The organism is Pseudomonas sp. IT-P2 (assembly GCF_949767575.1).
GTDB classification, from domain to species: domain Bacteria; phylum Pseudomonadota; class Gammaproteobacteria; order Pseudomonadales; family Pseudomonadaceae; genus Aquipseudomonas; species Aquipseudomonas pharyngis.
Map to the genome: position 1 here is coordinate 551,325 of NZ_CATKQA010000011.1, position 20,491 is coordinate 571,815.

At 60.4% G+C, this 20,491-nt stretch carries 16 protein-coding genes; 6 read left to right on the forward strand and 10 right to left on the reverse strand.

Annotated features, from left to right (window positions below):
• Window positions 1-23: 23 nt before the first annotated feature.
• The 9 genes from ACM6JM_RS09260 to tssB form a co-directional block, all read right to left on the reverse strand.
• Window positions 24-536, reverse strand: coding sequence for an Hcp family type VI secretion system effector (locus ACM6JM_RS09260; RefSeq protein ID WP_039768332.1), 513 nt, complete (start codon window positions 534-536; stop codon window positions 24-26).
• Window positions 537-642: 106 nt separating this feature from the next.
• Window positions 643-1,491: a type IVB secretion system protein IcmH/DotU gene (gene icmH, locus ACM6JM_RS09265; protein WP_163975187.1), complete on the reverse strand. Its 849-nt coding sequence runs from the start codon at window positions 1,489-1,491 to the stop codon at window positions 643-645.
• On the reverse strand, window positions 1,484-2,830 hold the full coding sequence (gene tssK / locus ACM6JM_RS09270; protein WP_414881711.1) for a type VI secretion system baseplate subunit TssK: 1,347 nt from the start codon (window positions 2,828-2,830) through the stop codon (window positions 1,484-1,486). The genes icmH and tssK overlap by 8 nt, the downstream gene beginning before the upstream one ends.
• A gap of 37 nt (window positions 2,831-2,867) precedes the next feature.
• Window positions 2,868-4,217: a type VI secretion system lipoprotein TssJ gene (gene tssJ, locus ACM6JM_RS09275; protein WP_414881712.1), complete on the reverse strand. Its 1,350-nt coding sequence runs from the start codon at window positions 4,215-4,217 to the stop codon at window positions 2,868-2,870.
• Window positions 4,214-5,233 carry a type VI secretion system baseplate subunit TssG gene (tssG, locus tag ACM6JM_RS09280; RefSeq protein WP_414881713.1) on the reverse strand — a complete coding sequence of 340 codons (1,020 nt, stop codon included), beginning with the start codon at window positions 5,231-5,233 and terminating at the stop codon, window positions 4,214-4,216. The genes tssJ and tssG overlap by 4 nt, the downstream gene beginning before the upstream one ends.
• Complete coding sequence (tssF, locus tag ACM6JM_RS09285) at window positions 5,197-6,963, reverse strand: type VI secretion system baseplate subunit TssF (RefSeq protein WP_414881714.1); 1,767 nt, start codon at window positions 6,961-6,963, stop codon at window positions 5,197-5,199. Before tssF ends, tssG begins: the two co-directional genes overlap by 37 nt.
• Before the next feature lie 7 nt (window positions 6,964-6,970).
• The gene (gene tssE / locus ACM6JM_RS09290) at window positions 6,971-7,384 is read right to left on the reverse strand and encodes a type VI secretion system baseplate subunit TssE (RefSeq protein WP_039768339.1); all 414 of its coding nucleotides are present in this window, start codon (window positions 7,382-7,384) and stop codon (window positions 6,971-6,973) included.
• Entirely contained in the window at window positions 7,385-8,857 is a 1,473-nt protein-coding gene (gene tssC, locus ACM6JM_RS09295) for a type VI secretion system contractile sheath large subunit (protein ID WP_103385299.1), read from the reverse strand.
• A gap of 37 nt (window positions 8,858-8,894) precedes the next feature.
• The gene (gene tssB, locus ACM6JM_RS09300) at window positions 8,895-9,398 is read right to left on the reverse strand and encodes a type VI secretion system contractile sheath small subunit (RefSeq protein ID WP_074690621.1); all 504 of its coding nucleotides are present in this window, start codon (window positions 9,396-9,398) and stop codon (window positions 8,895-8,897) included.
• A gap of 460 nt (window positions 9,399-9,858) precedes the next feature.
• Here tssB and ACM6JM_RS09305 point away from each other — a divergent pair, with 460 nt between their 5' ends.
• From ACM6JM_RS09305 to ACM6JM_RS09320, 4 genes are all read left to right on the forward strand, one after another.
• A complete protein-coding gene (locus tag ACM6JM_RS09305) occupies window positions 9,859-10,392 on the forward strand; it encodes a type VI secretion system-associated protein TagO (RefSeq protein WP_235375881.1) in 534 nt (177 codons plus the stop codon).
• Window positions 10,380-11,816, forward strand: a complete 1,437-nt coding sequence (gene tssA, locus ACM6JM_RS09310) for a type VI secretion system protein TssA (protein WP_163975194.1) — start codon at window positions 10,380-10,382, stop codon at window positions 11,814-11,816. Before ACM6JM_RS09305 ends, tssA begins: the two co-directional genes overlap by 13 nt.
• 9 nt (window positions 11,817-11,825) lie before the next feature.
• A complete protein-coding gene (tssM, locus tag ACM6JM_RS09315; RefSeq protein WP_414881715.1) occupies window positions 11,826-15,473 on the forward strand; it encodes a type VI secretion system membrane subunit TssM in 3,648 nt (1,215 codons plus the stop codon).
• 112 nt (window positions 15,474-15,585) lie between these two features.
• Window positions 15,586-15,960 (forward strand): hypothetical protein, encoded by a 375-nt coding sequence (locus ACM6JM_RS09320; protein WP_414881716.1) that lies wholly within the window; start codon window positions 15,586-15,588, stop codon window positions 15,958-15,960.
• 58 nt (window positions 15,961-16,018) lie between these two features.
• Here ACM6JM_RS09320 and ACM6JM_RS09325 read toward each other — a convergent pair whose 3' ends face one another.
• On the reverse strand, window positions 16,019-16,243 hold the full coding sequence (locus ACM6JM_RS09325) for a YgdI/YgdR family lipoprotein (protein WP_039768348.1): 225 nt from the start codon (window positions 16,241-16,243) through the stop codon (window positions 16,019-16,021).
• A 196-nt stretch (window positions 16,244-16,439) separates the two neighbouring features.
• Here ACM6JM_RS09325 and ACM6JM_RS09330 point away from each other — a divergent pair, with 196 nt between their 5' ends.
• Window positions 16,440-18,092, forward strand: a complete 1,653-nt coding sequence (locus ACM6JM_RS09330) for a VRR-NUC domain-containing protein (RefSeq protein ID WP_414881718.1) — start codon at window positions 16,440-16,442, stop codon at window positions 18,090-18,092.
• Window positions 18,089-20,374: an ATP-dependent DNA helicase gene (locus ACM6JM_RS09335; protein ID WP_414881719.1), complete on the forward strand. Its 2,286-nt coding sequence runs from the start codon at window positions 18,089-18,091 to the stop codon at window positions 20,372-20,374. Before ACM6JM_RS09330 ends, ACM6JM_RS09335 begins: the two co-directional genes overlap by 4 nt.
• Window positions 20,375-20,491 lie beyond the last annotated feature (117 nt).

Sequence of the window (20,491 nt, forward strand, 5' to 3'; positions counted from 1 at the left end):
CGGCGGAACGGACCGGTTGGCGGTTAAGCCGGCTTGCGCCAGTCATCCGACGCTTCGGTGCCTGCCACCACATGGCTCCAGCTGACCTTGCGATAAGCCAGGCTGGTCTTGATCAGTTGGGTGTAGTTGGCGTTGCCGCTGTCCTGTGCGTGGGGCAGCACGGTGTCGATCTCGACGACGGTGGCGTCTTCCAGTTTGGTGGTGAAAAAGTGCTCCTGTTTGCCGTCCCCAGAGGTGCGGAACCACTTGACCTCGACGGTCGGCAGCATTTCGCCGGTGGCCAGCGCCTGGTAGAGCATGGGCGAGGCTTTGCTCAGGGCGCTGGTGAAAATCAGCGGCTTGTGCACGCGCTGGCCGGCGGGCTGACCGCTTTGCGGGTCGGTAGGCGTGGTGATCTGATGATCGATTGCCTGGGCGAGGATTTCATCCTCGTGGCCTTCGACATAAACGTTGCCCACCGAATCAGCGGTGAACGCGCCCTTGGTGATATGGCCCTGGTTTTGGCCGTGGATGCTGATGTACGCGGGTGTTGGCATGACAAGCTCCTTGTCGCGATCAAATGAACGACCCATGAGGTCGTGGGTTCTGGCCAAAAAAGGCCATGGCTTTGCAGGCACTCGGGATGAGCACGCTGAAAATCGGTTACAGGTTGAGGATCCGCTCCAGAGAGGCGAGCACTTCCTGAGTGATGCTGTTCAGGCGCATGGAGTAGATCGTGTAGGCGCAGATCAGTACGACAGCGGCCAGCGCCCACGGCGTCCACAGCGGCCAGGCGCGTTTGATCCGGTAGTTGCGCGGGGCGACGTTTTTCAGCGGATCGGTCAGGCGTTTGGGTGTCTCGCCGCGCAATGGGCGCAACAGACCGTGCAACTGGTCGATGATCTTCTGTATTTCGTCATCGCCCTTGCTATGGACGCCGTATTTGCCCTTGAGGCCGGAGATCAGGCACTGGTACATGAACTCTAGAACATGCTGATACCGGGCCGCTTCGGGGATCATGTTGTTCATGACGGTGAAGAACCGCTCACCGCCTCGGGTTTCCCCATGGAATTGGCTGAGCAGTGAGCGTTCACTCCAGCTGGAGAGCTTGCCCCAGGAGGTGGCCATGACTACCTCGTCCAGCAACAGGCACAGGCTGTAGGAGTAGGCCTTGAGCATGCCGGCGTCGTAGTCGAGCTGGCTGACTTCTTCCATGATCGTGGTGATCTGGTTACTGACGCTTTTGTACAGCGCGGTCACATCATCGTGGTGGTCCAGACGGCGCAGGCGGATGACCAGGCCGATCAGGGGCGTGGCGGCATCGCAGAGCGGGTTCCAGGCCAGGCCGCGCATGTCGAATTCGGGATCTGCAAGCAGCGGTTCGGGTTTGGGCTTGGCCGGTTCCTCTACGGCATCGGCCTCCTTAACGCTGGTGGCCTGTTGCAGATAGCTGAATATCAGGTTGCCGTCATCTGCTGGGGGCGTGGTTTTGGTGGGCATGGACTCACTCATCTTTCTCACTCCTGATCGCCCAGAACTGCAATTCCAGCTCCGGGAATTCACCGGCAATGTGGAAACCAAACCCGCTGCCGCTGCTCAGGCCTTGCCACGCAGGGTGATGACGGTCGAGTTCGAAGTAGCTGAAGCCGGCATGGAACGGCAGGTGCCGTGGCGCCACCGGCAACGGCAGCAGCGGGATGCCCGGCAGTTGCAGGCTGACCAGCTGTTCCAAACCTTCGGTAGAGCTGATCTTGATCTGCTTGGGCAGTTGCTGACGCAGCGTCTCCGCGGGCAGTTCGGCCCGCACGGCGAGGATGAATTCGGCGTTGTCCAGCAGGCGTTTGTCGTTCAAGGCAGCGGTGCGCACGCCGTATTGCTGCACGACAATCGGCAGCGACACCGCCCGCGGTTGCAGCACGGTGCCCAAGGCGCGGCGCAGGGTGTGCTCCAGGAGCTCGAAGGATTCGCGCAGATTGTCGTGCTGGTAGGGCGGGTATTCCTGGGGCAGGTGGCCTTCGTCGGTAAAGGTCACCAGTTCGCCGCAGGCCTGGGCCAGTGCGACGTACAGCCGCTCCGGGTGGACCTGGCGTTGGCGAGCCAGGTGCTGGAACAACGGGAGCAAGCGGTTGAGGGTTTGCAGCAGGTTGAAATCGGTGACATCCGCCACGCCCGACTGCCCCGGCGAGCCGATGCGCTGGGCCAGATTCTTGGCGCGCTCGCGCATCAGTCCGGCCACTTCACCCAGGTAGCGGTGCAGCGCCGGCACGGCTTGCACGGACAGGCTGGTGGGGTAGAAATGCTCATCCATGACCAGGCTGCCATCCGGGCGCTTGTCTTTGATTTTGCCGATGGCGATGCCAGTGAAGGCACTGCGGTCGCTGCGTTCGAGCATCAGTTGAAAATTGGGCACGGCCACGTCCATGCCGACTTGATCGCCGTCATCGCTGTGAGTGTCACGGACTGCTTCGCGGCGGGCGATGTAGCGACTGTTACCGTACTGGTCGGGCCAGCGCACTTCGGGGGCGCCGCTGGAGCGCAGCGGCAGGGCCAGGTAGACGATCTGGTTCACTGCGCTGCTGTCGGCGATCTCCAGAGGAGGAGGCGACGCCAGGTCGTGGGGAATATCGAAGACACTGCCGTCTGGCATGATTCCACACGCCTTGGTAAGAGAGACCTTGCCGAAACTCAGATATTCGCTGTTCAACTCCAGCTCGCTGAAGCCATAGAGAGCGTCGTTCAGGCTATGCATGCGCTGATGCACGGCAGCTTCGGCGGCGCGAGCCTGTTGCTGGAAGTGCTGGGGTTTGACGAACAAACCTTCATGCCAGATGACGGGATTGCGTGAACTCATCGGTGATTACTCGGGGCAAAAGCGGCTGAAAAGGGCGTCATCGGGTTTCTCCTTTGAGGCTGACCTGGGTGGCGTCCAACTGCACCAGCACGGCGTACTGCCGGCCTTTTGGCTCGACCCGCAGGCGCTGTTTCCACTGGCCGACTTCGTCGTTGTGGTAGTTGGCGATTACCGCGATAAACCGGGTGTCTTCATCCAGGGGGCGCAGGTCGACGAACTTGAATTGGCCGGGTTGGAGCAGATAGTCGTCGGCGCGGATGTAGGTGCTGCCCAGGGTCTTTTTCAGGTCCTCGGTCAGGGCCTGGGGACTGGCGTTGACCAACAGTGAGTCATCGGTCAGTTGCAAAACCTTGAAGGTGATCGGCGTAGCGACGTGCTGCAGCGTCGGGTCGCCCCAGGGCGTGGTCAGGCTGACACCCTGGGCGTCATATTCACCCAGCAGCGCGTCCTCGAGAGGCGACATCGGTACCTCGGGTTCGGGGTCAACAGTCAGCGGCGACTGGGCGGGCATGCTTTCGTAAAGGTGGCTGAGCAGGGTCTGCACTTTGTCGGTCAGTGCCTGCGGGCTGCTCGCCTGAACGTTGAGGGTGTAGGGCGCGCGGCTCGCATCCTCATCCGGTGCGGTGCCGGTGCTGATCAGGCGTGGATTGACGTGGTCGCTGGCATGCAGGCTCAGGGAGTAGCGGCTGGGCTGATCGTCGGGGCCGCCGACCGGTATCGCAGGATCCCGGATCACTTGGCCGACTTTGTCGAGCATGGTGCACCCGCCGAGAGTCAGGCAGGCGAGCAACAAGACTCCCAGGCGCAAGTTGCTGAGTGGCGTGCCAGGGTGTTTTGGAGTCAATGGGTGAACTTCAGGCGGCTGCTTTGAGGGCGGCGCTGCTTGCAGTGCTCGCAACGGATCACCTTGCTCTGCAAAGTCCACAGATTGGCAAAGGCGCTCGAAGTCCGGGCAAGTGACAGGTCGTGGGCAGGGCAGGGGAAGACTCGGTCGTTCCTCCAGGTGCCAGGCTTGCAGGCCTTGCGACTGGCCGGTAAACAGCTCATCGAGCGAACGCTGGCCTGGAGCGTACTCACCCAGCTGCACCGCGACCCGATACGCGCCAATCTGCAGCAGGTCGCCATCGTTGAGGCTCACTGCCACATTGCGGGCCAGCGGCAAATCGTGACCATTGGCATAGGTGCTGCCACTGCGATCGATCACGCAGAAACGTCCTTCGACGACCCGGATTTCGCAATGGTTCGGGTGGACGCTGTTTAGGCGATCCACCAGGCACCAGTCCGCCGAGGCACTGCCGATGTTGCCACCCCGCAAACCAAACCGATGACTGGGCAGATACCCATGCAGCAATTGCGCAGGATTATTGATAACCAGGCTCAGTTTCATGCGCGCCCCCGAATCCGTACCACGGCGCGATGGCGGTGCTGATGCTCGATAAAGCTGGTCCAGCCCAAGTGGGTGCCGCTGTCGCGTTGCAGGTTGAACGGCGGTACATCCTCTTCGCGCAACCCGAGCTCCAGGTCATAGGCAGTGACGTCGCGCAGCAAAAAATCGATCAACTGACGCAGTCGCCCGAACTGCTCGCCACTGGGCAAAAACTGCCGGAAGCGCGCCTGGGTCAGGTTGGGAATCACCAGAGTGAACTTGCTGGCGCGGGTCTTGCTGCGATCACCCACTACAAAATCGCTACCCAACGTGCCATTGGCCCTGCCCAGCGCCATGCGCTGACATTGTGGAAAGCTCACCGAGCGCACCTCGAATTCACGGATGTGCACGCCGTGCAGATCAAAGCAATGCTCGACAATTCCGGACACCATCGAGGGCGAGCGACTGCGACTGGCGATCAACCCGGCAAAGCTCAACAGACGACCCCATGGCAGCGGCGTGGCGCCGCGCAGGTCGTTATCGTTCAAGCCGATCAGTGAAAACACATAACGCGAAAAACGATCGCTGGCCTCGGCCTGAAAGCGGATGTAGTAGCGGTATTTACGCCAACTGTGGTGCAGCAGGGTCAGCAAGCGATGATTGAAAAAGTCCATGAACGCCGGGCGAATACCGCGTTCCTGGGCTTGCTCGTAGGCCAGACGATCCAGGTAATAACCGGGCAGCGGCGAGTCGGTGCCGTGCAGGCCAAAGAAGCTCGTCTGTAGGCGATAACGCACTTCTGCGCAATCCTCTTCCAGACGTGCTGCCACGACCACATCGGAAGCCGGAAATCCCAACCCCGCGTGGCTTTGCAGCCGCACACGCCGCCGCGTCGCCGCACTCAATGGCTGTGCTTCCAGGTCATCGCCATGCAAGGCGTGCAGATGCTCCAGCAGACGGTGAAACGAATAGTTCCGCGCGTCGGCCAACAGCACGTCGGCTAGATCACGGGCTGTCTGCCGGTCAACAGTGGCCATTCATAACGCTCGTTGTTGGTGGTATTGATCACTTCCAGGCGATGGAAGGAATTGATGCTTGCGTACAGGGCGAAGAAGTGCGAAAGCACGCTGGCAAACAGGTACAACTCGCCCTCGCAGAGAAAGGCGTTCTGGTCCAGTTTCAGTTGGGTCTGCAGGCCACGCACCGGCTGGCCTTTCATCAGCCAGTCGATGGGGGTGGTCACCGCCTCGTGGATGCCATTGAGGCGTTTGCGGGTGGCGCGGGCCTGTTGCAGATCGTGCAACGCAGCGAAATCATAGGCGCGGATTACCGCCTTGAGCGGCTCGGCCGAGAGCAGCGACAGGTAGTTCAGCGACAGGTTGGAAATCAGCGTCCAGTGCAGGCTGCTGTCCAGTACTGGTCGGTAGCTGCGCGTCGGTGCGATCAGGTTGGTGTAAGTGGCAAACGATGGCGTGACTTCAGTTGATCGCGACACATCCCCCACGCCAAGCAACTGCGGCAGGTCGCGATTGGTGCAGGTCAGCTCGATGGACGCCGTTTCATGCTCGCCGATATACAGGCTCTCATCGCCACGCACGAAGGCGATGCGATGGCGCAGGCCTTCGCGGCCGTGGGACTCTTCGATATGTGTGCGGAAGTACAAGGCCGTGCGGCCGCGCGCATGTTCGATCTCATGCTGAAACGATTCGAACGGGGTAAACGTGCGCAGCGGATCGCCCTTGCGCTCCTTGTCGGCGGCGTCCCAGCCGGCGACATTGTCGACGTTGAAAATCTCGTAAGCCTCGGGCTGACTGCCGCTGGGGCTGATGCGCCGCTCCTGGCTGCGTCCGTCCAGGGAGACTGGATTGGCATCGTGGCGGAAGAGGTTCACCGCCGGTGCGCAGTACAAGTGCAGGTCGCTGGTACGCAGGCGGATGTCCGGTGGCATGGGCCGGGTGAACTGAAACTCGAAGCGCAGGGTGGGGGCGCTGACATCCGGCCAGACGTGAGCCAAGTCGGTCAGGCTGAAAAAGTGGAAGCGCTGCGGGAATACAAAATATTCCTGCAGGATGCGATAGCCATCGAATACGTTGCGCGGGTAGGGCAGCAGTGCCTCTTCGGCGGTGAAACCGGGGAAGCCAATATCCTTGGCCGACAGGCGATAGCGTTGGCCATTGATGTGCAGCGTGACGCTGTCCAGGTAATGGGCAAGCCATAGGTACAAGGTCAACGCAGTGGCGCTATCGCCGCCCAGATGAAATTCCAGCTGGTTACAGGCCATGCTGGTGAGCGGTTGCTCCGTCAACACCTTGAGATCGATACGCATCACCGAGGCCTCACGACTGTGGGCATCGCTGACCTCCTGCAAGGCGAGCGGGTACAGATTGACGTCGGTGCAGGTGCGAAACTGGCAGGAGATGCCATCCACCGGTTTGGCAAACAACGGCGTGCCCTTGGGAATCACCTGGCACTGGCTGATCGCATCGGGCAAGGGTGTAAAGCGAATGATGGTCGCACTGGGCAGAGGCCGCAGGTAGTTGGGCCAGAGCATCTGCAATAGCGGATGGGTCAGCTCCGGCAAATCGTCATCGATCTTCATCCCCAGCTTGGCGGTGAGGAACGCGAAGCCCTCCAACAGCCGTTCCACGTCCGGGTCGCCGGCCTGATCGCCGAGAAACTGCGCGAGTTGCGGATTGTCTTCGGCGAACTCGCGCCCGAGTTCGCGCAGGTAGCGCAGCTCCTCGGCAAAGCGTTGTTTCAGGTCCATTGCTTCCTCATCTCACGCGGGTGTAGCCGTCGCGGCCATGCATGGCCACTTCGATCTGCACCTGTTCTTCCTTGTGGCTGACCCGCACCTGGCAATCCAGGCGAAAGTTCAGTTCCAACGGCAAGTCCGGGTCGGGTTGATAACGCACGCCCGTTACCTTGATACGTGGTTCAAATGCCTCCACCGAGCGCCGGATGTCGGTGCTGATGGCGACCACCAGATCACTGCTGGCCTGGGTGACCCCATTGAAGTCGCGCAGGCCCAGTTCAGGGCTGCTTTGCGAGCAGCCCTGGCGTGAGTTGAGCACCTGTTCCAAGTGGTGTTTTATCGCCTCGACACGCTGGCGGGCCTGTTCATCCGCGCTGCCCGGGCGGTAGCGCGGTGCGTCGGGCTCGAGACGTTCAAACAGGCTGCCGCCCACTTATTGCGTATCCAGTCGACCGACCAGCGAGATCTCGAAGTTGGCGCCCATGTACTTGAAGTGTGGTCTTACCGACAGCGACACTTGGTACCAGCCCGGATTCCCGGCCACGTCCTGAACTTCAATTTTCGCGGCACGCAAGGGGCGACGGCTGCGTACGTCACTCGAAGGGTTTTCCTGGTCGGCGATGTACTGCTTGAGCCACATGTTCAGCTCGCGTTCCAGGTCCTGGCGTTCTTTCCAACTGCCGATCTGCTCGCGTTGCAGCACCTTGATGTAGTGGGCCAGGCGATTGACGATAAACAGGTACGGCAACTGGGTGCCGAGCTTGTAGTTCGTCTGGGCTTCCTGGCCTTCGCGGGTCTTGGGGAAGCTCTTGGGCTTTTGCACCGAGTTGGCGGAAAAGAACGCCGCATTGTCGCTGTCCTTACGCATGGTCAGCGGAATGAACCCGGCTTCGGCCAGTTCAAATTCCTTGCGGTCGGAAATCAGTACTTCGGTGGGGATCTTGGCCTGTAATTGGCCGAGAGATTCGTACAGATGCACGGGCAGATCATCCACCGCGCCGCCGGATTGCGGACCGATGATGTTCGGGCACCAGCGGTAGCGGGCGAAGCTGTCGGTAATCCGCGAAGCCATGAGGAACGCAGTGTTACCCCACAGGTAATTGTCGTGGTCACCGTCGACGGTTTCGTCATAGCCGAAGCTGCGAGTGGTGTTGTCGTCGGTGCTGTACGGCGTGCGCAGCAGGAAACGTGGCAGGGTCAGGGCCAGATGACGAGCATCTTCGGATTCACGCAGGCTGCGCCATTTGGTGTGGCGTGGGCCGTCGAAAATGTCGCTGATTTCCTTAAGGTCAGGCAGCCCCTGGAAACCTTCCAGATTGAACAACTCTGGGCCTGCGGCCGAGACGAACGGCGCATGGGACATGGCGCCGATGGAAGCCACGTAACTGAGCAACTTGATATCTGACGAACCGGGGCCAAAGGTGTAGTTGCCGACGATGGCACCAACGGGCTCACCACCAAACTGGCCGTAGCCGGCGGTATAGACGTGCTTGTACAAGCCGCTGCGGGTGATGTCACCGGCGTTGTCGAAGTCGTCCAGCAGCTCTTCTTTGGTGACATGCAGCATTTCCAGCTTGATGTTCTCGCGAAAATCCGTGCGATCCACCAGCAGCTTCAGCCCACGCCACGACGACTCCAGTTGTTGGAACTGCGGCTGATGCACAATCACGTCCATCTGCTTGCTCAGGGCATGATCAATCTCGGCGATCATCTGGTCGACCCGATGCTTGTTGACCGGCTGTTGATGATCGCCGCTTTGCAGGATCTCGCTGATGAACGCAGCCACGCCTTGGCGAGCTACCGCGTAGCCTTCCTGAGACGGGCGCATGGTGGTGTTGGCCAGCAGTTGATCAAGCAACGACGGCTGTTCGTCAGCCACCAACACTTGGGTGGCGGCGCTTTCCATAGACATGGGGAGTACTCCGTTGAGAAGGGCGTTCAATTCAGTCGTTGGGCGCGTCGAGCACCAGGTCCAGTTCACTGGCCAGGCGTTGGCGGGCGGTTGCATCGGTCAGCAGGTTTTGCAGGTGTTTGCGAAAGGCCGGAACGTTGCCCATCGGACCTTTGAGTGCAACGAGGGCTTCGCGAAGTTCCAGCAACTTGTTCAATTCGGGAATTTGTCGGGCGACGGCGTCAGGACCGAAGTCATGAATGTTTTTGAATTGAAGCCGTACGTTCAAATCGGTATCGCAGTCTTTGCTTAAAACGGACGGAACCGCCATGTCCAGGGCAACTTCGGCTTTGGTCAGAACTTCATTAAACGTATCTTTGTCGATGCGTACAGCTTGCCGATCTTCCAGGGCAGTAAGTTCGCCGTGGCCTTTGAAGTCACCGGTGATCAGCAACTTCAGCGGCAACTCAACTTCGGCCTGTTGATCGCCCGTGGCCGGGACGTACTTGATGTTGATGCGCTCTTTGGGCGCGACAGAGCCGTGATTTTTCGACATGGGAAGAATCCTTTTCATAAGGTCGGCGTATTAGAAACAGTTGTTGCAACGTTTGTCTTGTAGGACGTTGTGGACGCGATTCGTGGGCTTTTAATGTAGGAAATAATACCTTGCGGATCGTTACTGGTTTTCCTACAACTTCCACGGATACATCTGAAGGGCGTGTCTTTTTGTTGGAACTTTTGCAAGGTACTGTTTGTTTTCTACTTGCTTATTCATTGAGTTCTGGTGAGGCTCTGTAAGTTAATTTGTTGAACTTTCAAATAAGTCATGTTGATTTTAAAGATGCTGAGAACATCGGATTCTGATTTCGACGAGACATACTCAGGAGGCGTTGATGCACGGGCAAGGATGGAAATGGGGGCTTTGTCTGACGGTCGTGGCCGTAATGGATGTGCAGGCGGCAACACAAGACTGCCCCTCAATTGTCTCGCCCTTGAAGCGCCTGGAGTGTTTTGATTTGGCCGCTGGCACGCCCATCCATCACGCGCCAGCGGCGCCACGCGCCGTTGGGCAGGTACTGCCGATTATCGATCTGGTGCAACGCAACGAAGTCAAGCGTCCACCCGAGGATCAGCGTTTTCTGCTGTCGTCGTTTCCAGAGCCGGACGATGAGCGGCAACAACGGCTGGTGATCTCCGCCCCGGCCCTGGGCGCGTTGCCACCTCGACCTCACCTGGTTATCAGTTGCGAATCGAAAATTTCCCGCCTGCAACTGGTACTGGATGAGCCAGCCAAACCCAACAAAATTCGCATCCAGCTGTTCAAGGACGACCGACCGGTTTCCGAGGCCTATCGGTGGCAAGTGCTGGACGATGCCGGGTTGGTGGTGGATGCGGGACGAGGGCTGCAGGCCATTGCCTTGTTACGCAACATGGGCGGCGGCCAGCGCCTGCGACTGGAGAGTGACTACCTGCGGCTGAACGGGCTGGTGTTCGACGCTGAAGGGCTGGGCGAACTGATAGAGCAGGAGCGCAAGGTATGTCGCTGGTGATCGACGTTCCGGCGGATACCGTCAAGCGACTGCTGACCCCCATCGACCCAGAACAACTCGCCGGCCATTTCGATGTGGAGGACGAAACCTATCAGGCCATCGATCAGGAAATGGTCAAGCTCGGCGGCCTGCGCGAAAGCGACATCGATTGGCCGTATATCGACGAAGCGTCCCGCGAATACCTGGCCACCCAGTGCAAGCACTGGCGCATCCTCGGTCATCTGCAAGTAGTGTGGCTGCGGACCCGGCAATGGGCGCGCTGGGCGGATGCGTTGGGTTTGGTGGCCGGTATGGTCGACCTGTATTGGGACAATGCCTATCCCAAGCCCGGCCCGACGGGCTATCTGAACAAGCGTAAGCAGGTGCAGCGCCTGTTGGAGAACCTGGTGCAGGTGTTGCCGTCCCTGGATCGCAGTAGCTTTACCCCGGCTTGCCAGGCGGCTGCGGAATTGGCCATGGCTACCCTGCAAAGATGCGTGGAAACCGCCAGGTTCGATCCCGCCCCGTTGGAGGCGTTGCAACGCCAGTTGAGCAAATACAGTGAGCCGGTCGTTGCCGCTGAAGCGTCCCATGCAGTCACTTCCAGCGGCGCTCTGGATTCAGCATTTTTCACCAGCCCCAAGCTGCAGGCGCCAGGCAACGAGCGTGAACAGCGCCGCGCCGTGTTGAGCATGGCCGAGCAGATCAATCAACAAGATCCCTACGACCCCACCGGTTATCAATTACGACGCTTCGGCCTGTGGTCGCATTTGCGCACCGCGCCCCCCGTCACCCGCGATCGTCGAACCGAATTGACCGCCGTGCCCAAGGACATAGTCGACGGTTACCAGGACGCGCTGAACCACAATACGCTGGACCCGAACCTGCTGCCGCGTCTCGAAAAAAGCGTCTGCGCCTCACCGTACTGGTTGCGCGGCAGCTACTTGGCCGCCCAAGTCGCCTCGCGCCTGGCGATGGAAGAAGTGGCCGCTGCCATTCGCCAGACCTGCGAACGTTTCGTCTGCCGCCTGCCGGCCCTGCTGGAGTTGTGTTTCAGCGATGGCACACCGTTCGTGGACGCACAAACCCACGCATGGATCACCGCCGCCGATGAGGCGCGAACCACCGGCAGCCCCGTGCAGGAATACGCCGGCCTGCGCGACGAACTGACCACCCAACTCAACACCGAAGGCGTCGAAGTGGTGCTGCTGCGCTTGCAGGACCTGCACGCCTCTCATGACGCCCCGCGCCAGCGCAGCTACGCCACGGTGATTGCTGCCGACCTGCTGGCATCGCGTGGCCTGTCGTGGCTGGCGGACGACCTGTACGCCAGCGTTGCGCGGTTGATGCGCGATACCACGGCGCAGGGGTGGGAGCCGGAGTTGTACCGGAAAGTGGCGCAGCCCATCGACGACAGTCATTTGATTAAAGCGGTTAAGGAGTAGGAGCGATTTATGGGGATGTTCTGGGGATACGTCAAACGTTGGGGCCTGCCGGTACTGCGTCAGTTCAACCAGGCATTGCCGATACTGGTGCTGCTGGGCGTGGCGTTTTTATTGATCGCTATCTGGTGGCTGGGCCCGCAGTGGGCCTGGCGTGAACATCGGCCGCTGAGCGAGTTGGCGATGCGCGTCTCGGCCAGCGTTGTGGTGCTGGTGGTGCCGCTGCTGATCTGGGCATGGCGGGTGCGTAATCGTTATCACCGGTTGCAGCTTGAACGCCAGCACGAGGCTGCGATGCAGGCCGACCCGTGCCTGCCTTACATCGAGGCGCAGGAGCGAGCACTGGACCGCAGCCTGGGCAACTTGCTCAACAACATGGAACGCCGCCGTTCGCTCTATCAATTGCCATGGTATCTGGTGCTGGGCGAGGAAAATGCCGGCAAGACCAGCCTGATCGCACGCTCCAATCAGAGCTTTGCCTTGTCCCATGTGACCAGAGCCGGGGTCAGGGCGCACCAGGAAGAACAACTGGCCTATCCGGTGGATTGGTGGATCGGTGACGAGGCGGTGTTGATTGACCCGCCGGGTGAATTCCTCAGTCATCCGCAGCCAGCGGCTGATAACGTCGAGCAGCAGGGCGCGATCCAAGGCAAGGTCAAACCGGTATTACCCGCTGGCACTCACCCACGTCTATGGCGGCACCTGATCGACTGGCTGGCGCGCAATCGCAGCCGTCGCGCATTGAACGGCGTGGTGTTGGTGATCGATGTGCAGGCCTTGTTGGCGCAACGTCCCGAACAACGCAAGGCCCACGCCAACCTGCTGCGCACCCGGCTGTTTGAGCTGACGCGGCAATTGGGTACGCGCTTGCCGGTGTACGTGACGCTGAGCAAGTTCGACCTGCTGGAAGGCTTCGAAGAGTTCTTCGCCCGGTTGTCGCATAGTGGGCGCGAAGACCTGCTGGGTTTCACCTTCAGTCTGGACGCGGTGGATGATTTCGATGCCTGGTCGGCGGAGCTGACCCGCCAGTACCAGACCTTTGTCACGTACCTGAGTGAACAGATCTTCGACAGCGTCAAGGAGTCGCGTGGGCTGACCGAGCGCGATCGACTGCAGGGCCTGTTGCGTCAGATGGCGGGCCTGCGCCCGGCACTGTCGGGTTTCCTGAGCGAGATGCTCGGCAGTGATCGTTTCACCACCCCTGCGCTGGTGCGCGGGCTGTATTTCTCCTCGGTATTTCAGCAGGGCACCTTGAGCAATGCCTTCGTCAAAGAGGCAGGGCAAGCGTATCAACTGCCGCCACCGCCCCCCGAGGTCAAGCCTGCTGGTGGCACTGCGATCTATTTTGCCCAGCAGCTTTTCCAGCGAGTGATTTACCCGGAAGCAGGTCTGGCGGGTGACAACATCAAGGTGGCCCGTAACAAGCGACGACTGCTGATCGCTGGCTTCAGCGTCGCGTCCTTGGGCGTTTTGGTGGTCATCGGAACCTGGCAGTTTTACTTCAACATCAACCGCGACAAGGCTGCGAGCGTCCTGGCCAAGAGTCAGGAGTTCAGTGAACGGGACATCGACACCAAGGTCGACACGACCGGGCGCAATCTGCTGGTACCGCTGGATCAGATTCGCGATGCGGTGCTGGTGTACGGTGACTATCGCGAGGCATGGCCGCTGCTGGCGGATATGGGGTTGTATCAGGGGAGGGCGATTGGTCCGACGGTGGATGAGGCCTATCTGAATCTACTGTCCAAACGCTTTCTGCCGGCGATTGCCAGCGGTGTGCTGGATGCCATCAATGCCGCGCCCGCCGGTAGTAATCAGCAACTGGCGGCCTTGCGCGTTTACCGCATGCTTGAAGAACGGCAAAACCGCCGCCCGGCCATCGTCGAGGAGTGGGTCGCCAAACAGTGGCAGAGGGCCTATCCCGGGCAGGGCCAGTTGCAGGCCGACTTGATGAGACACTTGGGCTACGCCCTGAAATACGCCGACGCCGATTTGCCGCACTACCGTGAGCGCATTGCCCAAGTGCAACAACAGTTGCGCCAGTTGCCTATGGCTGAACGGGTCTACATGAACCTGAAACAGGATGCCCAAGAGCGTTTGCACCGCCCGCTGGACCTGCGCGCCGAGGTCGGTCCGGCGTTCGACATCGTCTACAGTCCATTGAACACCGATCAAGAGGGTAGCGGCCTGATGCTGGCACCGCTGCTCACGGCCAAGGGCTTCAGGGACTACTTTGAGCCTGGCACCGAGGGCATCATCGAGCTGGCAATGATCGACCAGTGGGTGCTCGGCGAGCGGCAACGCCTGGACTATTCCGACGAAGACCGCAAAGTACTGACCCAGCGGGTCCGCGCGTTATACAGCGCCGATTATGTCGACAGCTGGCGACGTGCGCTGAATCAGTTCGCGATCACCGACTTCGACGACCTCAGTCACGGCGTGGCCGTGCTGGAGCAGGTCACTGGCCCGGCCGCCCCTCTGCGGCGTTTGCTGGAAACCTTGCGCGACAATAGCGTGATTTACCCGTCGGCGCCCTTGGTCGAAGGGCAGGCACCACTGACGTTGGACAAGGTGTCGGACGGCCAGCAACAAGCTGCGGGTATCCGGCGCGCGTTTTCCAGCCTGACGGAACTGACCACCACGCGCGGCGAGCAGCCGTCCTATTACGAAGAAACGCTACGTTCCGTCAGCGCCGTCTACGACTACGCCAAAGCCGTGCACGACAATCCCGACCCCGGCAAAGCGGCGTTGAAAACCGTGCTCAATCGTTTTTCCCTCGGCGGTGCCGATCCGATTGCCAACCTGCAACGTGTCGCCGTCGGCCTGCCTGAACCACTCAACCAGCAAATCAAAAAGCTCGCCGACCAGACCTCGCAGGTACTGGTGATTGCCGCCTTACGCGAACTGGAAAAACGCTGGGACAGTGATATCTACAGCTTCTACCGCGAACGGCTGGCGAGCCGCTACCCGTTCAAGGCCAGCGGCGAGGACGCCTCGCTGGAAGACTTCGAAGCCTTCTTCAGCCCGCAGGGGCGTCTACAGCAGTTCCACGATCAATACCTGAACGTGTTCCTCAAGGACAACCTCGATGCTCTGTACTCCGAAAACCTTGGCGGCTACCTGGTACGCAGCGACGTGCTGGAACAGCTCAAGAAGGTCGAGCGCATCCGCGACACTTTCTTCAACCACCGCGGCCACCTGGCCGTGCAACTCACCATCGAACCCCTGGCCCTGAGCGCGACCCGCCTGAGCAGCATGCTCAGCGTCGACGGACAACTGATCCCTTACCAGCACGGCGCGCCGCAACGCACGGGGCTGGTGTGGCCCAACAGTCTGGGCAACACCAATGGCAGCCAACTGACGCTGGTGCACAGCAGCGGCAACACCGCCAGCCTTAGCTATCGCGGGCCGTGGTCGTTGTTCCGGCTGCTCAGCCGTGGGCATCTTAATGGCAGGACCGACACCAGCGTGGACCTGACCTTTGCCGTCGCCGATGGCTTGATGCGCTATCGGATTGGGGCGGAGAAGGCCAACAACCCGGTTACCCAACGCAGTTTTGAAGGGTTTGTGTTGCCGAGGACGTTGTTGGAGGAGCGTCGATCAAACAAAACCATAAACAGGGTTGAGGGTGTCGCCTCAACGGAGACGGGCAGGAAGTGACTCACCAACCATTCCCTGACTCCAATCCCTGCACCGACAGGAAATGCGGCCTAAAGCCATGACGTCGACGTTCGTCATTCAAGGGCTGCCAACGAGTACAGGAGATTCACACGTGAAAGGTTTCAAGGGGTATATCGGTATCGCGGGACTGGCGCTGCTGTCGGCCAATGCCTGGGCCGATCTGCCTCACAGCTCGATTCTGAGTCGCTATGGCGTGACACCCGATCAACTGCCAGAGCCGGCCAAAAGCGAAGACGCCAAACCCGTCGAAGAAAAAAACCGCTTTCATATCCAGCCCGAGCAACCGTTCGTGACGATTCGCATCGGCGAAGACTATGAGCCGGAAATGACCGGAAATCTGAGCATCGACCGCATGGCGCAACAGGAGCGTCAGCGCTGCCAGCGCTTGCAGGAAGAACTGGTTCGCCGTGGCGAGCGTCCTTTCAGTTGCGACGGCTCTCTCCCGGGCATGGCGTTACCACGCTGATGAATGCAAAAAAGGCTGCGATCCCATAGGGTCGCAGCCTTTTTTGATGTTTTATCCGTCAGTCTTCTTTGCGCACCGTGGCCACTTCGTCGGCACGTACGCGGACTTTGGCGCCGGAAATATCCTTGAACTCGTAGAAGCCATCCTCGGTTTTGGTATCGGGCATGTCTTCGGTCAGATATTGGGTGCCGTTCTGCAGGGTAACCACCGTCGGGGTCGAGCAACCGGCCAGGGTCAGCAGGGCCGCAACAGCCAACGGGATCCCGAGAGTCTTGATTTTCATAAGCAGCATTCCTGTTCATTTCGACCATTGTCGGCCTCTAACGCGGTTGGTGCCATTACGCCGGGAAAAGTTCGATGGCCACCTGAAAAAATCTGCAATGAAGGTGCCACTGATCTTTTTCCGTTTGCGCCCGCCGGGGCAGACTGGTATCTGTACGCATAACCAGTACTCGCTTGCCATGGCCCCCGAATCTACCGTGACTGCCAATCCCCTCGACGATCCGTTCTATTACCTCAACAACTTCCGCCAGGTGCTTGATTGGCTTGAGCTTCGCTATGCCGATGTCATGAGCGAAACGGAACATGCCTTCATTCGCGAGTTCAAGGCGCTGCCGCGTCCGTCCCAGGGCCTGCTGGTGCGTATGGTGATGCGCAAGGGCGTGCATTTTCGCGCCGGCAAGCTGAATTATCCGGAAATCGGCGACATCGCCGAGGCGGCGCAACCGCTGCTGGAGCATGGCTGGCTCCATGAACAGGCGCCGTTGTCGATGGCGGAACTGTTCGAGGTGTTGCTCAAGGCCGAGATCCTGCAAGCCTTCGGCCCGGCCATCGACCAGCCCCGAGGCAAGAAAGTCGACTGGTTGCCGCAGCTGCACGAACAATTCCCCGAGCCCCGCAGTTTCGTGCAATGGTGCCCGGCGCTGGCGGATCGGCTGTTCAGCCTGACGCTGATGGACCTGTGCGACCGTTTTCGCCTGATGTTCTTCGGCAATCTCTATCAGGACTGGTCGGAATTCGTGCTCGCCGATCTTGGCATCTTCACTTATGAAAAAGTCGAATTCTGCGCCGATTCCCGGGGCTTGCGCAGCCGTGCCGACGTCGATGCCTGCCTGTTTCTGCACGATTGCCAGCTGTATTTCGAAGCCGGCGAGCCGCTGGAGCCGATCGTCGAACAAGTCGCGGCGCTGCATTTCGATAACCCGTGGCTGCAACGCCGACGCGGCAAGCTGTTGTTCCAGATCGGCCAATACTGCGAGCGCCTCGGCGAATTCGCCCTGGCGCTGAAGATCTATCGCGACTGCGCCTATCCCGGCGCGCGATTGCGGATGATCCGCGTGCTGGAGCGCAGCGCCGAATATGCGTTGGCTCTCGAACTGGCGGTCATTGCCGAGCAGGCGCCGGAAACCGCTACCGAACAGCAGGGCCTGCAACGGGTGTTGCCGCGTTTGCGACGCAAGCTCGGCGGGCCACCGATCAAGCGCACGGCGCCCGGCATGGTGGAACGGCTGGACCTGCATCTGCCGCGTCTCGATCCGGCGTTGTCGGTGGAATATCACGTTCAGGCGCACCTGCACGAAGAAACGGGCCCGGTGCATTACGTGGAAAACAGCCTGATCAATTCACTGTTCGGCCTGTTGTGCTGGCCGGCGATCTTCGCACCATTGCCGGGCGCTTTCTTTCACCCGTTCCAGCGCGGGCCGGTGGATCTGCTCAATGAAGACTTCCAGCCCCGACGCGCCGAGCTGTTTCAGGCCTGTCTGGCCGAACTCGACGATGGCCGCTATGCCGACACCATCCGCGCGCGGTTCGCCGCCAAATGGGGCGTGCAGTCGCCGTTCGTGTTCTGGGGCGCGCTCAATGAAGAACTGCTGGAGCAAGCTTTGGCTTGTCTGCCGGCCGAACACCTCAAGCACTGGTTCAGCCGTCTGCTGCTGGACATCAAGGCCAATCGCGCCGGCATGCCCGACCTGATCCAGTTCTGGCCGCAGCACAGGACCTACCGGATGATCGAAGTCAAAGGCCCGGGCGATCGGCTGCAAGACAATCAATTGCGCTGGCTGGAGTTCTGCCACACGCACCGGATGCCGGTCGCCGTGTGTTACGTGCAATGGGCGGAGCAGGGCGCTTGAGCTACAGCATCGCCGTGCGGGCATTGTGCGAATTCACCGCGAAAACCGGTGACCTCGACTTGCGCTTCACCCCGTCACCGACCGCGCTGGAGGGGATTGCCGGGCATCGCACCGTGGCGTCCCGGCGCAACGACGCCTACCAGAGCGAAGTGGCGCTGGAGGGCGCATTCGGGCCATTGAAGGTCAAGGGCAGGGCGGACGGCTACGACCCGACGCAGAACTGCCTGGAAGAGGTCAAAACCTACCGTGGCGACCTGGGCAAGCAACCGGCCAATCACCGTTCGTTGCATTGGGCCCAGGCGAAGATTTACGGCTGGTTGATGTGCTGCCGATTGCAGCTTGAGCAGATCAATCTGGCGCTGGTGTATTTCGACATCGTCACGGAAAAGGAAACCTGCCTGGTCGAGGCGTTCAGCGCTGATGCGCTGCGACAGTTCTTCGAACAGCAGTGCGGTTTGTTCCTCGCGTGGGCCGAACAGGAAATGGCCCACCGCGAAGCGCGCAACCGGGCGGCGCAGCAGCTGGGTTTTCCCCATGCCACGTTTCGCCCCGGCCAGCGTCACCTCGCCGAATCGGTGTTCAAAGCCGTCAGCACCGGGCGCTGCCTGATGGCCCAGGCCCCGACCGGGATCGGCAAGACCCTCGGCACCCTGTTTCCGATGCTCAAGGCGTTGGCGCCGCAGCAACTGGACAAGGTCTACTTCCTCACCGCCAAGACGCCCGGACGCAAACTGGCGCTGGATGCAGCGCAAGTGCTGTTCGATCACAGCGAAACCTTGCCCCTGCGGGTGCTGGAAATGGTCGCCCGGGACAAGGCCTGCGAGCACCCGGACAAGGCCTGTCACGGTGAATCCTGCCCGTTGGCCCAGGGCTTTTACGACCGTTTACCCGCCGCCCGTGAGGCTGCCAGCCAATTGCGCCTGCTGGATCAGGCCGCACTGCGGGACGTCGCGGCGCGGCACGGGGTGTGTCCGTATTACCTGAGCCAGGAAATGGCCCGCTGGGCCGACGTGGTGGTGGCGGACTACAACTATTACTTCGATTTCAGTGCGCTGCTGTTCGGTCTCGCGCAGTTCAATCAATGGAACGTTGCGGTGCTGGTGGACGAGTCGCACAACCTGGTCGAGCGCGGACGGCAGATGTACAGCGCCACTCTCGATCAGGCGACACTGGGCAGCGTGCGCAAAACCGCGCCCGAGGTCTTGAAGAGGTCGTTGCAACGGGTCAATCGTGAATGGAACGCGCTGCACAATGACCAGTTGGCGCCGTATCAGGCCTACGACAAGGCGCCGGAAAAACTGTTGCAGGCGCTCTCATCCTGCACGGCGAGCATCGGCGACTACCTCAACGATCACCCGCAAGGGCTCGACAGCGGACTGCAGAACTTCTACTTCGAAATGCTGCAATTCGGCCGGGTGGCGGAATTGTTCGACGCGCATTACCTGTTCGACATCAGCAAACGCGACCTCGAGCGCAAACGCCCGTTATCACAACTGTGCCTGCGCAACGTGGTGCCGGCGGCGTTCATCGGCCCGCGCCTGACGGCGGCGCGCAGCAGCGTGCTGTTTTCCGCCACCCTCAGCCCGCGCCACTATTACGCGGATTTGCTCGGCACCCCGGCCGACACGGTCTGGATCGACGTCGAGTCGCCGTTCAGCGCCGAACAATTGCAGGTGCAGATCGTCAGCCGGATTTCCACGCGTTTCACGCACCGGCAAGCATCGCTGGAACCGATTGTCGAGCTGATCGCCCGCCAGTTCAGTGAACGTCCGGGCAACTACCTGGCGTTCTTCAGCAGCTTCGATTACCTGCAACAGGTCGCGCAGTTGCTCGCCGAGCGGCACCCACACATCACCCGCTGGCAGCAATCCCGAGGCATGACCGAAGGCGCGCGGCAGGACTTTCTCGATCAATTCACCGCCGACAGCCAGGGCGTCGGTTTTGCCGTGCTCGGCGGCGCCTTCGGTGAGGGCATCGATCTGCCCGGCGCGCGGCTGATCGGCGCGTTCATCGCCACCCTCGGGCTGGCACAGCTCAATCCGGTCAATGAACAGATGAAGCGCCGTATGGCAGCGATCTTCGGTGCGGGCTACGACTACACCTATCTTTTCCCAGGCGTGCAGAAAGTGGTGCAGGCTGCCGGGCGGGTGATCCGTACCCAGCAGGATCGCGGCGTGGTGATGCTGATCGATGATCGTTTTGCCGAAAGCCGAATCAAGCAATTATTGCCGTTCTGGTGGTCGTTGAGCAGTGAGAATCCGGTTGGCGATGTTGCGGGATAACGTCAGTGCGACTTGAGGGGATTTTACTTGGACTTGTAGGACATATTTCCTTATAAAACAGAGACATATCTTGTGAAAAACCCCCTTTGATAAATCGCGAACTTCAGTCTTTATTCA